This window comes from Rathayibacter sp. SW19, from assembly GCF_030866825.1.
GTDB classification, from domain to species: Bacteria; Actinomycetota; Actinomycetes; order Actinomycetales; family Microbacteriaceae; genus Rathayibacter_A; species Rathayibacter_A soli.
Genome location: NZ_CP133020.1, coordinates 2,649,535 through 2,662,467, shown reverse-complemented (window position 1 = coordinate 2,662,467; position 12,933 = coordinate 2,649,535). Strand labels below are relative to the sequence as shown.

The following is a 12,933-nucleotide window of genomic DNA, read 5'->3' as shown; positions in this document are numbered from 1 at the left end:
GCCTACGATCGTCTCTGTTCGGTCGTCTCAGGAGCCATCGCGGTCGTCTCGCCCGGTGAGCGCCAGAAGGCGGGATTGCAGCGGTGCGTCTTCGCCGATCGGCACAGCGGAGGCGAAGAGGCCGCTGGCCTCAAGCGTGTCCTTTTGCGGTTCGAACACCGTCCACGCCGCCTCAACGAGTGCCGCCTCGAGCCGGTCGTCCGTTCCCGTCGCCCTCGCCAGGTCCCAGGTGTGCACGATCACATCCGCTACTTGTTCGCTGAGGTACTGAAGTGCGGGCACGGTGTCAGACGATAGACGAACCGGTGAATCGAGATCGACGTGCTCCCACGTTTCAGTGGCGGCGGCAGACGATGCGGCCCACTCTGCTGCCAGGTCATCGCCGAGAGGTTGGAGTCGGGCACGGGCCTCACCGGCGGTCCGTCCGGCAAGGAGGAGAGGAGCCCAACGCTGCTCGTCGATCACGTGCGCCACCAGTTCGCGCACGTTCCACAACTCGTCGGGCGTCGGTGCCGACCAGTCGGTCACGCTCGCTATACGCATGCCGAACGTGCGGTGTGCCGTTCGCTGAAGTTCTCGCCAGTCGATCGTCGTGTCATCGGTCATGTCGTTGTGCTCCCGCTTCTGAGGTGTCACTCGCGAGCTGAGGCGCGAGTCGTGACGCCATTGCGTGTGCGTACCGCAACGCGCGCTCGATCCGTTCTGTTCCCGCCTGTTATGGTTTCGTTGGCGTTCGACACCGGAGCCCGGGCCCGTGCGCGCCGATGATCGCTATTCGTGTCATGCGTCCATCTTGCTCTGTGTGGGCGTGCTCTGTGTGGGCGTGCTCTGTGTGGGCGTGCTCTGTGTGGTCCTACTCTGCGCAGGCCCGGCGGTGATATCTTGTGTGGCATGGTTCAGGTGCTTGAGCTGCTCGCGCGGTGGTTCGTCGCCGGCGTCGACCTGCTCGGAATGAGCACCGGCCCAACTGCGGCCGTGGCGCTGCTCGGAGTCATCGGGCTGACAACACTCGCACTTGCGCTGACGGTGCGGCATCTGACGGCCCTGAGTGCGTCTTTCGTGTTGTTGACGCCGCTGCGGGTGCAGCGTGAATCGACGGATATTGCGGTTCTGCTCGCGCGCAGTGATCCGGATGCTGAAGGCCATGCGCGCCCGCGAGCACCGGCTGCCTCGCTGACGGTCGCCTAGCACACCGAGACTCTGGTCTCTTCGGCAGCAAGCCGAACGCTGATGTCGCGCGCTCAGGCGGCCATACGGCTTCACCTATCCGTATGACAGCAAGGACACCTTCGCATGAACATCTATGCTTCAGGACCCGTGGCGAGCATTCTCGACGCGGTGTATCAGTTTGTGAGCGCGCTCGGAGGCGCTCTTCAGCCCATAGCAGGCACCGCGGCCGCTGCGCTCGCAGTCGTGGTGTTCACCCTGCTTGTGCGTACCGCACTCGTCCCCGTCGGCGTGTCGCAGGCGCGCGCCGAATTCAGCCGCAATCGACTGGCCCCGCAACTGGCCGAACTGCAGCGCATCTACGGCCGGGACAAGAAGAAGCTGCAGGAGCAGACCCTGGCCTTGTACGCGCGGGAGAAGACCTCGCCACTCACCGGATGCCTTCCGCTTCTGGTGCAGGCGCCGGTGCTCTCGCTCGTTTACGCGTTGTTTCTGTATTCGAGCATCGACGGCCACTCCAACACGCTTCTAACGCAGCAGCTGTTCGGCGTACCGCTTGGCACGAGTTTCGTTCACCTGCTGGGCGCCGGCCAGGCGCTCTGGCCCGGCATCGCCGTGTTCGTGGTGCTGCTGGGCGTGATCGCTGTGACAACTGCGGTCACGCGCACGGTGCTGTCCGTTCATCCGGCGGTGACCGCGGACGGGGCGGCCGCGGGCACCCCCGCGACTCGCGCGACGCGCATCCTGTCGTATCTGCCGTTCGTCACGGTTGTGTTCGCAGCATTCGTACCGCTTGCCGCGGGACTGTACCTGGTGACGACCACGACCTGGAGCCTGCTCGAACGGATCACGCTCCGTCGGCTGCTCAGAAGCGTCGGGTGAACGGTAGGGGTTTGCGCATCCGGATCAAGAGCACCAGCGGCAACAGAACGTATGGCAGGTTGAATGCCAGGAACTTGACCGGATTCGGAGTGACCCATTGCGGCTCGCCGAAGAACTCGACGCCGAACACGATGATGCCGGTGATCGACACGATCATCGTCGCGTAGATGACACTCGGCAGCTGGATCCAGTTCCAGCCGCGGATCAGCGAGACCACGAGCACGATGTAGAAGGGCATGTAGGCGAAAGCAGACAGCCCCGTCACGATGCGCATCCATGAGGGAGGAGTCATGAATAGCGGATCCGTGTCGTGCGCGTACCACCAGTTCGAATTCACGAAGAAATTCGCAGACGGATGCGCGAAGTCAACGCCGATCGTGGGCAACAGATCGCTGATCAACGACGTGATTGTGAAGGCGCTGAACACGACGATGAACGCGATGTCGATCGAACGGCGGCCCAGGGGCAGATTCGCTGGAGTGGGGTCAGTTGAGGGCATGGCAGGCCCACTCTAGCGGGCCGCCGCAGGCGATTCTATGCTGAGAACATGTTCGTCGAGGGCACCCTTCGATGGCAGGTCACGGAGGATTGCCCGTGGGACCTGCTGATGGCGCTGAGCCTGCGCGATCTGGGCGAATTGGACAACAACACGTCGCCTGCGATCCCGCGCGTCATTCCGCCAGCGCAACTCGTGCGGCATGCGGCGGGCGGGGTCGCCCTCAGCGCTCCGGCGATGCTCGCTCCCGTGGATCGCGAGGCATTGCAGTTGCAGTGGGAGCAATGGTGGCACACCATCGTTCGCCGTGAATTGCGACCTTTGATCACGGGTTTGCGTCCGCCGCACTTCGCAGAATTCGATCGGCAGTTGGAATTGCAGGATCTGATCATTCGGCACTACGACACGGCGCTCGCCTGGACGAGTGCTCGACATGACGAATACGCTCGCACCAGCCTGCAACAACATGCCACACGCGCGGCCGACATTGTCGACATCGTGCGCGACCGCGAACACGAACTGCGCAGGCAGGCCGGCTATTTTCGGCTCGATATCGCTGTGCTACCCCTGGCCGAGCCTGGAGCCTGGATCGTTGGCCCTAACTCGGTCGTTGCCAGCCAGAGCCTCCGCGAAGATTCCGCGTCCTTCCGCGCGTGGTTCCGGCCGTTCGTCGAGGCGCTGGTGTAAGCGAACCCGGTTAGGCCACCCGGCGCTCCGGTGACACCGTCTCGGCAGGGTCGTCGACCACCAGCGCGCCGATCGCGTCGTCGATGCGTGCGAGCACCGCAGCATCCAACCTGACCCCGGATGCCTGCACGTTCGAGGCCACCTGCTCCGGTCGCGACGCACCGACGATCGCAGCCGCGACGTTGTCATTCGAGAGCACCCAGGCAATCGCCAACTGCGCCATCGTGATTCCCAGCTCATCGGCGATCGGGCGAAGGTTCTGCACGGAGGTGAGAATCTCCTGTGTGAGGAAGTCCTTGATCGCGCTGGCACCGCCGTGCGCATCCGTTGCACGCGAACCGGCCGGAGCAGGCTGACCGGGCAGATACTTGCCCGTCAGGACCCCCTGGGCCATTGGGGACCAGACGATTTGGGAGATGCCGAGCTCCTGCGAGGTCGGCACGACCTCAGGTTCGATGACTCGCCAGAGCATCGAGTATTGCGGCTGATTGGAAATCAGCTGGAAGCCGAGCTGCTTGGCCAGGGCGTGACCGGCACGCAGCTGATCAGCGTTCCACTCCGAGACTCCGATGTACAGTGCCTTGCCGGCACGCACGACATCGGCGAATGCCTGCATAGTCTCTTCGATCGGCGTCTCGTAGTCGTAGCGGTGCGCCTGATAGAGGTCGACGTAGTCCGTGCCGAGCCTCGCGAGCGAACCGTCGATCGATTCCAGGATGTGCTTGCGCGACAGACCGGTGTCGTTGTGGCCCTTCGGCCCCGTCGGCCAATAGACCTTCGTGAAGATTTCAAGGGACGCGCGACGCTCTGACTTGAGAGCATCGCCCAGCACAACCTCGGCGGCCGTGTTCGCATAGGCATCGGCGGTGTCGAAGGTGGTGATGCCGGCGTCGAGTGCTGCGCGCACGCACTGGGTTGCCGTGTCGTTCTCGATCTGCGAGCCGTGGGTCAGCCAGTTTCCGTAAATAATCTCTGAGATCTTGAAGCCGCTATTGCCGAGGTAACGAAAGTTCATGCTGTCAACGTTACCGGTTCGGCCCACTGTCACCGGCAGATGCAAGACTAGGACGATGGGGCGCGCGGATGGCAGTCAGCGGCAGGTTTCGCTCGCCGCCGTCGACGACACCGATGCCACGATTCTGCATGTCGATATGGACGCTTTCTTCGCGGCCGTGGAATTGTTGGACCATCCAGAATTGCGTGGCAAGCCGGCGATCGTCGCCCACTCCAGCGGGCGCTCCGTCGTCACAAGCGCGACCTACGAAGCCCGCCGCTACGGCGTTCGTAGCGCCATGCCTGTCGGGCAGGCACTACGGCTCTGCCCGAACGCCGTGGTGTTGCCGCCGCACATGGAACGCTATCGAGAGTATTCACGCCGGGTGATCGAACTTTTCCACGAGGTGACGCCACTCGTCGAGCAGGTGAGCATCGACGAGGCGTTCCTCGACGTCGCCGGTGCCCGCAAACTGCTCGGATCCCCTGCCACGATCGCGGCAGGGTTGCGTGCACGGGTATTGGAACGCACCGGGCTGCCGTGCTCGGTTGGGGCAGCGGGCACGAAGTTCGTCGCCAAGCTCGCCTCAGGCCTGGCCAAACCGAATGGACTGCTGGTGATTCCGCCGGCCGAGACCCTTGCTTTTCTGCACCCGTTGCCGATCTCGGCGCTCTGGGGCGTCGGCCCGAGCACGCAGGAGTCTCTTTCCGCCCTCGGGCTGCGCACCGTGCGCGATATTGCGGAGTTTCCGCTCGCGGCACTGGAGAAACGCATCGGGGCTGCCGGCGCCCGCAAGCTGCACGATCTGGCCAACGGGATCGACCCACGCGATGTAATGGTGTTCACGCGGGAGAAGAGTGTCGGACATGAGATCACCTTCGAGCACGACCTGACCGACCCGACCGAATTGCGTCGTGAGCTGTTGCGCTTGTCAACACGCACAGGGGAGCGGCTGCGCAGCTCGGGGTTGGCCGGCCGCACCGTGGCGTTGAAGCTGCGTTATGCAGATTTTCGCACAATCAGCCGTTCCCGCACTCTGGCGGAGCCCACGAACGTCGGGCGGCGGATTTACGAAGAGGTCGCATCCGTTTTCGACGCGTTGGATACGGCGGGGGCCGCTATTCGGCTGATCGGGGTGCGCGTCGAGCAGCTGGAGAGCGCCGGCACCGGCGCGCCAGCCCTCTGGGATCCTGACGAGGAGTGGCGAGACGCCGAACGGGCCATCGACACGGTCAGTGCACGGTTCGGTGGCGATGCGATTACGCCAGCCTCGCTCGTGAACGTCTCGCGCAGTCGCGTCGGCGAGACCTCGGCACTTCGGGCGCAGCGCGAAGCTGGCAAGTAGGTTAGTAGACCGGTAGCGTTGGCACATGGCTAATCTCACGCTCCAACTTGCAGAGACCGTCAGGAACGCAGGCGTGCGGTCCGTGTACGGTGACCCGGTCGAACTCGACGGCGTGACGATTGTTCCGGTCGCCCTTGTGGGGTTCGGTTTCGGCGGGGGAAGCGATTCCGGCGACGAGGCCACGGCGGCCAGCGGGGGTGGCGGAGGCGGTTACAGTGTGCCGATCGGTGCATACGTACGGGATCGTAACGGAATGCATTTCGAACCGAACGTCATCACGTTGCTTGCCGTGGGCATCCCGTTCGTCTGCGTCGCGGGCCGCGCCCTGTCGAAGGTGATCAGGGCGCTGAAGAAGTAGGGCGCTCGAACTGAACGGTTGGTGCGAGCGTGCCCAGCCACTTGGCAATGCCGATGGTCAAGCTTTGCCCGCGCGCGCCGCGACGGACGACGAACATCGCAATGAACAGGCCGGACATCAGCACATTCTGCAGGAATGCCGTGTACCCGCCGCCCAGGCCGATGCCGAACTTCGCGAAGAACACCCACTGGCATGCTAATCCGATCGCGAAGATCAGAATGCCCCATCCGATGAACATGGGTCGCGTCACGAAGTTCGGTAGTTCCGCCCGCCCATAGCGGAAGAAGGTGACGACGATGACAATGTCCAGGGCACCCCACACCATGCTGACGGCACCCTGGGCAGGCACACCGTCGACCACGCTCATCACGGCGTTGCTGAGCTCCCACGCCAGGTTCAACGCGAGTGCGGCAGCCGGGATCGCGTAGGTTCTGCGCTTGAATCCGATTCGGATAGCGTCGACATAGACGACCGTCCAGGCGATCCCGCTGACCAGAGTCAGGACCATCGCCGCGAGCGACATCAACGTGCCATTACGAAGTAAGACCGCGCCGCTGCGCAGCAGCACGTGCCTCGGCGACACGAATCTGATGCTGGCGGCGCTGTTTGCGCCACCTCATCAGCACGATACGCAGCATCACGAGGAACGCGATCACGACGACGGCGAGCAGAAAGAAGATCATCGTGGTTCCTTCGGGCTGTTCGGCGACGTTGGCTTGATCCGCACGAGACTCATCCTACGGCGAACGGCGCATGGATCCGTGCCTCGCGCTATACTCGGTGGCGAACACGGGAGTCCGGTGAGCCGGGCTGAGAGGAAGGTTCTCAACCTTCGACCGTCGAACCTGATCTGGGTCATGCCAGCGCAGGGAGGCAATCAATCTCTCCGGGTTCCGTCATCCGGCGGGCCCCACACCCGTGCCCTCGTTTCATTTCGAATTAAGGGGCACGAACAGTGCAGACAACAACGGAATCAACCGGCTTACCGGCGACGAAGCGCACGCGATCGCTGCGCTGGCGAGTCGTCGACATCGTCATAGCCAGCGTCATCGCGGTTGCGGCGGGCGTTATCTTCTGGGCCTGGGATCAGGCCTCCAACCCGATCGGCGCTCCGATCCAGGCCGCGCTTCCGGGCCTTCAAGGCATCATCAACGGCCCGTGGCTGTTCGCAGGCGTGCTCGGCGGCCTGATCGTGCGCAAACCGGGCGCGGCGCTCTACGTCGAACTGGTCGCAGCCACCGTCTCGGCACTCATGGTCACGCAGTGGGGAGCATTGACTCTGCTCTCCGGCCTGGTACAAGGCCTTGGTGCGGAGCTTGTCTTCGCAGTTTTCCTGTACGCGCACTGGAATTGGTTCGTCGCGCTGCTGGCCGGTGCCGGTGCCGGGATCGCCGAGTCCATCCTGGATCTGCTGGTCTGGTATCCGGGCGCGAAGTTCTCCTTCGCCCTCACGTACGCCATCTCCACCACGATCTCAGGGTTGTTGATTGCGGGTCTCGGTTCCTGGCTGATCGTCAAAGCGCTGGCCAAGACCGGCGCGTTGAACCGATTCGCCGCCGGCCGAGAATCGCGGGTCACGGTCTAGGCGGCAGAAATGAATCGTGCCTCGCGGACAGCGGGCCAGACGATGACAACGGGCCACACGTTCCGGCCGGCATCCGTGCGCGCGTCTGGCTGGGGTTGGCGGCACGCCGGTCGTCGTGAGTGGGCGTTACGTGAGGTGCAGCTGAGCATCGAACCGGGCGAGCGGGTACTGCTGCTCGGGGCATCCGGTTCGGGTAAGAGCACGCTGCTGGCAGCGCTGGCCGGTGTGCTCGGCGGTGAGGACGAGGGTGAAGAGCAGGGAATTCTGCGAGTCGACGGGGCAGATCCTGCTCGTCAGCGCGGTCGCAGCGGCCTTCTCTTGCAGGACCCGGACTCTCAGGTGGTGCTGGCGCGCGTCGGCGACGACGTTGCATTCGGTTGTGAGAACCTTGGCGTGCCGCGTGCTGAACTCTGGTCTCGCGTGCGTGAGTCGCTCGGCGCTGTCGGCCTGAGCCTGCCGCTGGATCACCCGACGGCCGGGCTTTCCGGAGGCCAGAAGCAACGGCTCGCGCTGGCCGGCCTCGTGGCGATGCGCCCCGGGCTGTTGCTTCTGGACGAGCCGACCGCAAACCTCGACCCAGACGGCGTGCTTCAGGTACGCTCCGCCATTGACGCCGTGCTGCAGACCACCGGTGCAACCCTGGTCGTCGTCGAGCATCGGGTCGACATCTGGCAAGGGCTCGTCGATCGTGTCATCGTGCTTGGCACAGACGGTATTCTTGCGGACGGCGCGCCGGACACGGTGCTGCGCCAGGAGGCGGCGCGACTGCACGGGAGTGGAGTGTGGCTGCCCGGCGAGCGGGCGGGGGCCGATCCGGTGTCGATCGCGCATCCGGTGTTGGATGCCGAGCCGCCGTCGGCGCTGCTTCAGGCGCGCGGTGTCGCTGTCGGGCGGGGGCGCGGACCCGCCGTCGCGCACGGGCTGGATCTCGCCGTCGCGGCCGGTACGACAACTGTTATCAGCGGGCCGAACGGAGTGGGCAAGTCGACGTTCGCCTTGACGCTTGGTGGGCTGATCCCTCCGCTTGCGGGAACCCTGACCGCTGCAGAAGGGCTTGCCGGGTCAGCAGGTGCCACACCGGTTCGATGGCGTTCTCGGGAATTGCTCACCCGCATCGGCAGCGTCTTCCAAAGTCCTGAGCACCAATTTGTCGCTTCGAGCGTTCGGGAGGAACTTGCTGTCGGGCCTCGCGCGCTGCGCCTGCCACTCGCGCAGCTCACCGAACGCGTCGATGAGCTTTTGGCGAGGCTGCGGCTGGCAGAGTTGGCGGACGCGAACCCGTTCACGCTATCTGGCGGGCAGAAACGGCGACTGTCGGTTGCGACGGCGCTTGCGACCCGGCCGCAGCTGCTGATCTTGGATGAGCCGACGTTCGGCCAGGATGCGACGACCTGGCGGGAGTTGATCGCGCTGTTCCGGGAGCTGCAAGCGGAAGGTCACGCGCTCGTCGCGGTCAGCCACGACCCCGAGTTCGCTGCGGCGACAGGCGCATATCGGTGGCGAATGGCCGCTGTCGGTGAGAGGCAACCGGCATGACTGTGATCTCACCGCTGAGGATTGGCCGGCTCGCGCAGGTGAATCCAGTCGCGAAACTCGCCGCGGTGCTCGTCATCAGTGTGACGCTGATCCTCACCATCGACTGGGTATCTGCCGCTGTCGCCTTGGCGCTGGAGTGCCTGCTGCTCGCCTGGGCCAGGCTGCCGCTGCGATCCGTGTTCATACGGACGCTTCCACTGCTGATCGCTGCACCGTTGGCCGGGCTCACAACTGTCTTATACGGCCAGCCGGGCGGGCAGACTTATTGGCAATGGTGGGCTGTTCAGGTCAGCGACGGCTCAATCGCGCTCGGCATCGCGACGACGCTGCGTATCCTCGCTGTCGGGATACCCGCGATCGTGTTGTTCATCACGATTGATCCGACGGACTTGGCGGATGGGCTCGCGCAAATCGTTCATCTCCCAGCGCGATTCGTGCTCGGAGCGCTGGCAGCCCTGCGTCTTGCCGGATTGTTCATCGAAGACTGGCGCGCACTTGAACTCGCGCGACGCGCGCGGGGGATTGCCGACCGCGGCAGGCTACGTCGGCTGGTGTCTGTTGCCTTCGCGCTCTTGGTGCTGTCGATCCGCAGGGGCAGCAAGCTTGCGACGGCGATGGAGGCGCGCGCATTCGATGCGCCGGTCGCACGCACCTGGGCTCGGCCGTCGGTGTTCGCCGGCCGTGATTGGATCGTGATCGGCCTCGGCGGCGTGGTGGCGGCATCCGCAGTACTTGTTTCGATTGCTGCCGGAAGTTGGAACTTTGTGCTCGGCTGAAACGGTGCCATCCGATCGAGGCGGCGCCGCACCGGACGCCGTGCTTGAGACTGTCGCAATGCAGACAGCTGCAGCCCCGATCGTGTTGATCGACGGCCCGGCCGGTGCGGGCAAGTCGACCCTGGCGGATGCCCTCGTCGCCCTATGGCCGGACGGGCGGGCGCCGACACTGCTTCGGATGGACGACCTTTACCCCGGCTGGCGCGGCCTCGATGCGGGCAGTCGATACTTGCGCTCGAAGGTGCTTGCACCACTTCGGCGAGGATCGCCAGCTCGGTGGCAGAGTTATGACTGGGCGACCCGCGAGCGCGGCGATGAGTGGCATCAGGTCGATGCGTCGAGCCCGTTGATCGTGGAGGGTTGTGGCACGCTGAGCGTCGCCAACGCACGGCTGGCAGACGTCACCGTATGGCTGAATGCCGACGACGACGTGCGTAAGCGTCGAGCACTGGAACGCGACCACGGCGGCTTCGATCCGTATTGGGACATCTGGGATGCCCAGTTCGTTGCGTTTGTGAGACGCGAAGACCCGGTGGCTCTCGCTGACGTGATTCTCAACGGCACACCGTGAGAACGCGCGCCTCTGGCCCATTCCGATCGAGCGGCGCTACGGTTATCACATGAGTGACACCGAGCGCACGACTGTGGAGTACATCGTCGAGTACATCGACGGGCCGCTCGCGGGGGGCAGCGACCGCCGGGTGCTGATCCGTGGCAAATACGACGAATCGCTCAGTGCCGTCGCGGCCGTCGAAGGAATGGAATCGCTGTTCCGCTACGTCGCTGTCGACAGCCGCGAGATTCAGGGCGAATTGCACGTGCGTTACCGCTTCGATGCATCGGACAGCGATCCGGTAGAGCCCGACATCGACGAAGACTAGTTTCGCGCTCAACCCCAGCCGAGCGCGTGCAGTTCCGCGTCGTCGATGCCGAAGAAGTGCCCGATCTCGTGCACGAGTGTGACATGCACCTGATCGCGCAGTTCTCGTTCGGTGGAACAGATCGACAAAAGCGGTTCGCGGAACAGGGTGATCCGATCCGGCATCTCCCCGTACCCGTATTGGCCACGACGCGTGTTGTCGATGCCGCTGTACAGGCCGAGCAGGTTCAACGAGCCGTCCTCAGGGCGGTCCTCGATCATGAACGCGACGTTCTCGACGCCGTCGACCATGTCGTTCGGCAGGGCCTCGAACTCCTCGGTGACGAGCTGCTGGAACTCGTCTGCTGACATCTCCATCACGGTTCCAGCTTGTCATGGATTCGATGAGCGGACCGGTGCGCGCGGGTCGGCACGCCGACGAGAATCAGGCCCGGGCGCGGGGCTCAGGTAGGTCTAGGTTCCAGTGCCGCGCGACACTGAGTGCCCACTCGTCGCCATGGCCATTCTCGGCAGGTCCCCTGGCGACAGCGAACCGTGAAATGATGCGCTGGGCGCCCTCCGTGTCGCCGTAGAGCACGTCGATCCAGAAGGAGGTCTGGCGCTCCACACGTGAGGCGATGCGCATCGCATCCTCGGCGCCGCGGTCTCGCATCGCGATCTGGCAGAACCCGGCGTCGTCGGTGGGCACATAGATGTCGCGCGTGAGGCGGTGGAACTCTTCGGGCGCGGCGGGCGCCGCATCGCTCAAGAGTGGCATCTGCCAACCGTGCAGTACCGCGACGCCGCGCCCGGCGTTGCGCACCGAGAGCACGATGTAGATGGCCTCTGGTGTCAACTCGATTGTCACCCTCCCGCCCGGGACTACAATCCATTTTCCGTCAGCGAAGCCGACCTTTTGCGGCGGATCCGACCAGCGAGACGGAAACAGAATAGGACGCAGACCTTCGAGTAAAGCACGCTCGGCCGTTCGCGCGGCCCGGTTGGCCGACCGGGTCGAGGCGAACGTGGCCACCGCGAGCAGAGTCGTGCCGAGCGCCGTGCCCAGGTTGGCGATCAAGGCCCAGTCGACCATCTGATCTCCCATCACAACGACGACCTGGGACAAGTCTGAGGTCGGCGGCGTTCAACGCGCAAGCGACCTACCAGGCGGCACTAACCGCAGCATGCAGGTCGAGCAGCGGCGCCGTTCGTTCGCTCAGCCCGCGGCCGAAGCCGCACTCGGTCGCGACGCCGAAGCGGCTTTGCGCGCGACGAGCTGCGCGCTGTCGGCGCAGCGCGCCGTCGACACCGTCTTCGTGGTGTACGAGCCCTAGATACAACTCGGTTTCGTCGGGAAGGTTCACGTCAGCCAACGGCGCGAAGTAGGCGTCGTCGTCGCGCTCGATCGGCACAGGCAAATGGAACCAGTTGATCGGGCGGGCATTCTTCGCCAAGACTCCCGTGATGAATGCGGCGAGGTGCCCGGTGTCCTGGGGCTGCACGAAGTGCGTCTCTTCGACGTCTCCGTAGCAGAGGTGATAGCCGACTTCGACGTCTTCTGGCACAGCGGATGCCTGCTCTGCCGCTCTCTCGAGGACACCGCCGAGCACATCGTCGAACCAAGGTGTCAGCGGATAGCCGGACGGCAGCCGTGCACTCTCCAGCAGGCCGAACTCGACGGCGGTGTCCCACTGGATGGCGAGATCCTCGTGCGGGATCTCTTCGAGAATGCGGGCGAGTTCACCGAAGATGGCGTGCGCGTAGACCGGCTCGAGCGCCGCCCGGTTGCCTGGAACGATGAACGACGCAATCACAGCGGCCGGGGTCGGCAAGGAAACCTGAAAGCGGGTTCCCGGGGCGATCACGCCGGCTTCTCGCAGCGCCGCGAAGGTCGCGTACGACGCGATCGCTGCATCCGCGTAGCCGAGTGAACCCAACGTGAGCGAGGCCGCGTCGATGCCTGAATCGAGCATCAATGGTCGCGCGTCGAACTGCCCGCGCACGTACACCGGATCGCCGGGGATGCGGTTGAGGCCCTTCGTCGCTGCCAGGCGATCACGCTGGAATTGAATCCAGTAGTAGCGTTCGCCGACCTCGCCGTCAGGCATCCGCCGTAGTCGGTCGCCGAGGTGGGCGCTTACGGTGCGGAACACACTCTCGGCATCCGGCAGATTGATGCTGCCGACGAGGTGTGCGCCTTGCGGTCCGCTATCGTGCGGACCCCACGGGTTGGACTCAGGCATTTCCG

The 12,933-nt window shown here is 64.6% G+C and carries 18 protein-coding genes; 10 read left to right on the top strand and 8 right to left on the bottom strand.

Going from position 1 to position 12,933, the window contains the following annotated elements:
• Positions 1-27: 27 nt before the first annotated feature.
• The gene (locus tag QU604_RS12355; protein ID WP_308464930.1) at positions 28-606 is read right to left on the bottom strand and encodes a TIGR03086 family metal-binding protein; all 579 of its coding nucleotides are present in this window, start codon (positions 604-606) and stop codon (positions 28-30) included.
• Positions 607-891: 285 nt separating this feature from the next.
• Here QU604_RS12355 and QU604_RS12350 point away from each other — a divergent pair, with 285 nt between their 5' ends.
• Together QU604_RS12350 and QU604_RS12345 are read left to right on the top strand one after the other, a co-directional pair.
• On the top strand, positions 892-1,188 hold the full coding sequence (locus QU604_RS12350) for a DUF6412 domain-containing protein (RefSeq protein ID WP_308464929.1): 297 nt from the start codon (positions 892-894) through the stop codon (positions 1,186-1,188).
• A gap of 105 nt (positions 1,189-1,293) precedes the next feature.
• Positions 1,294-2,049, top strand: a complete 756-nt coding sequence (locus QU604_RS12345; protein WP_308464928.1) for a YidC/Oxa1 family membrane protein insertase — start codon at positions 1,294-1,296, stop codon at positions 2,047-2,049.
• Here QU604_RS12345 and QU604_RS12340 read toward each other — a convergent pair.
• A complete protein-coding gene (locus QU604_RS12340; RefSeq protein WP_308464927.1) occupies positions 2,033-2,548 on the bottom strand; it encodes an EXPERA domain-containing protein in 516 nt (171 codons plus the stop codon). The two genes, QU604_RS12345 and QU604_RS12340, sit on opposite strands and share 17 nt — an antisense overlap.
• A 48-nt stretch (positions 2,549-2,596) precedes the next feature.
• Here QU604_RS12340 and QU604_RS12335 point away from each other — a divergent pair, with 48 nt between their 5' ends.
• Positions 2,597-3,232 (top strand): hypothetical protein, encoded by a 636-nt coding sequence (locus QU604_RS12335; RefSeq protein ID WP_308464926.1) that lies wholly within the window; start codon positions 2,597-2,599, stop codon positions 3,230-3,232.
• A gap of 10 nt (positions 3,233-3,242) precedes the next feature.
• On the opposite strand, the gene QU604_RS12330 is transcribed toward QU604_RS12335, so the two are convergent.
• The gene (locus QU604_RS12330) at positions 3,243-4,247 is read right to left on the bottom strand and encodes an aldo/keto reductase family protein (protein WP_308464925.1); all 1,005 of its coding nucleotides are present in this window, start codon (positions 4,245-4,247) and stop codon (positions 3,243-3,245) included.
• Between the two features lie 55 nt (positions 4,248-4,302).
• Here QU604_RS12330 and dinB point away from each other — a divergent pair, with 55 nt between their 5' ends.
• Together dinB and QU604_RS12320 are read left to right on the top strand one after the other, a co-directional pair.
• Positions 4,303-5,571: a DNA polymerase IV gene (gene dinB / locus QU604_RS12325; RefSeq protein ID WP_308464924.1), complete on the top strand. Its 1,269-nt coding sequence runs from the start codon at positions 4,303-4,305 to the stop codon at positions 5,569-5,571.
• A 25-nt stretch (positions 5,572-5,596) separates the two neighbouring features.
• Positions 5,597-5,929 (top strand): spore germination protein GerW family protein, encoded by a 333-nt coding sequence (locus QU604_RS12320; protein WP_308464923.1) that lies wholly within the window; start codon positions 5,597-5,599, stop codon positions 5,927-5,929.
• On the opposite strand, the gene QU604_RS12315 is transcribed toward QU604_RS12320, so the two are convergent.
• Positions 5,910-6,512 (bottom strand): transmembrane-type terpene cyclase, encoded by a 603-nt coding sequence (locus QU604_RS12315; protein WP_308464922.1) that lies wholly within the window; start codon positions 6,510-6,512, stop codon positions 5,910-5,912. The genes QU604_RS12320 and QU604_RS12315 overlap by 20 nt on opposite strands.
• Positions 6,463-6,612, bottom strand: coding sequence for a hypothetical protein (locus tag QU604_RS12310; RefSeq protein ID WP_308464921.1), 150 nt, complete (start codon positions 6,610-6,612; stop codon positions 6,463-6,465). Before QU604_RS12310 ends, QU604_RS12315 begins: the two co-directional genes overlap by 50 nt.
• A 272-nt stretch (positions 6,613-6,884) precedes the next feature.
• Here QU604_RS12310 and QU604_RS12305 point away from each other — a divergent pair, with 272 nt between their 5' ends.
• From QU604_RS12305 to QU604_RS12285, 5 genes are read left to right on the top strand one after another with little or no spacing between them, the layout of a single operon-like run.
• Complete coding sequence (locus tag QU604_RS12305; protein ID WP_308464920.1) at positions 6,885-7,514, top strand: ECF transporter S component; 630 nt, start codon at positions 6,885-6,887, stop codon at positions 7,512-7,514.
• Positions 7,515-7,523: 9 nt separating this feature from the next.
• Positions 7,524-9,050 carry an ABC transporter ATP-binding protein gene (locus QU604_RS12300; RefSeq protein WP_308464919.1) on the top strand — a complete coding sequence of 509 codons (1,527 nt, stop codon included), beginning with the start codon at positions 7,524-7,526 and terminating at the stop codon, positions 9,048-9,050.
• Positions 9,047-9,826, top strand: a complete 780-nt coding sequence (locus QU604_RS12295; RefSeq protein WP_308464918.1) for an energy-coupling factor transporter transmembrane component T family protein — start codon at positions 9,047-9,049, stop codon at positions 9,824-9,826. Before QU604_RS12300 ends, QU604_RS12295 begins: the two co-directional genes overlap by 4 nt.
• A gap of 4 nt (positions 9,827-9,830) precedes the next feature.
• Positions 9,831-10,397, top strand: a complete 567-nt coding sequence (locus QU604_RS12290; protein WP_308464917.1) for a nucleoside/nucleotide kinase family protein — start codon at positions 9,831-9,833, stop codon at positions 10,395-10,397.
• Positions 10,398-10,446: 49 nt separating this feature from the next.
• Positions 10,447-10,707, top strand: coding sequence for a hypothetical protein (locus tag QU604_RS12285; RefSeq protein WP_308464916.1), 261 nt, complete (start codon positions 10,447-10,449; stop codon positions 10,705-10,707).
• Between the two features lie 8 nt (positions 10,708-10,715).
• On the opposite strand, the gene QU604_RS12280 is transcribed toward QU604_RS12285, so the two are convergent.
• From QU604_RS12280 to QU604_RS12270, 3 genes are all read right to left on the bottom strand, one after another.
• Positions 10,716-11,063 (bottom strand): metallopeptidase family protein, encoded by a 348-nt coding sequence (locus QU604_RS12280; RefSeq protein ID WP_308468915.1) that lies wholly within the window; start codon positions 11,061-11,063, stop codon positions 10,716-10,718.
• Positions 11,064-11,130: 67 nt separating this feature from the next.
• Positions 11,131-11,778: a hypothetical protein gene (locus tag QU604_RS12275; protein ID WP_308464915.1), complete on the bottom strand. Its 648-nt coding sequence runs from the start codon at positions 11,776-11,778 to the stop codon at positions 11,131-11,133.
• 67 nt (positions 11,779-11,845) lie between these two features.
• A complete protein-coding gene (locus QU604_RS12270; protein WP_308464914.1) occupies positions 11,846-12,928 on the bottom strand; it encodes a hypothetical protein in 1,083 nt (360 codons plus the stop codon).
• Between the last annotated feature and the right edge of the window lie 5 nt (positions 12,929-12,933).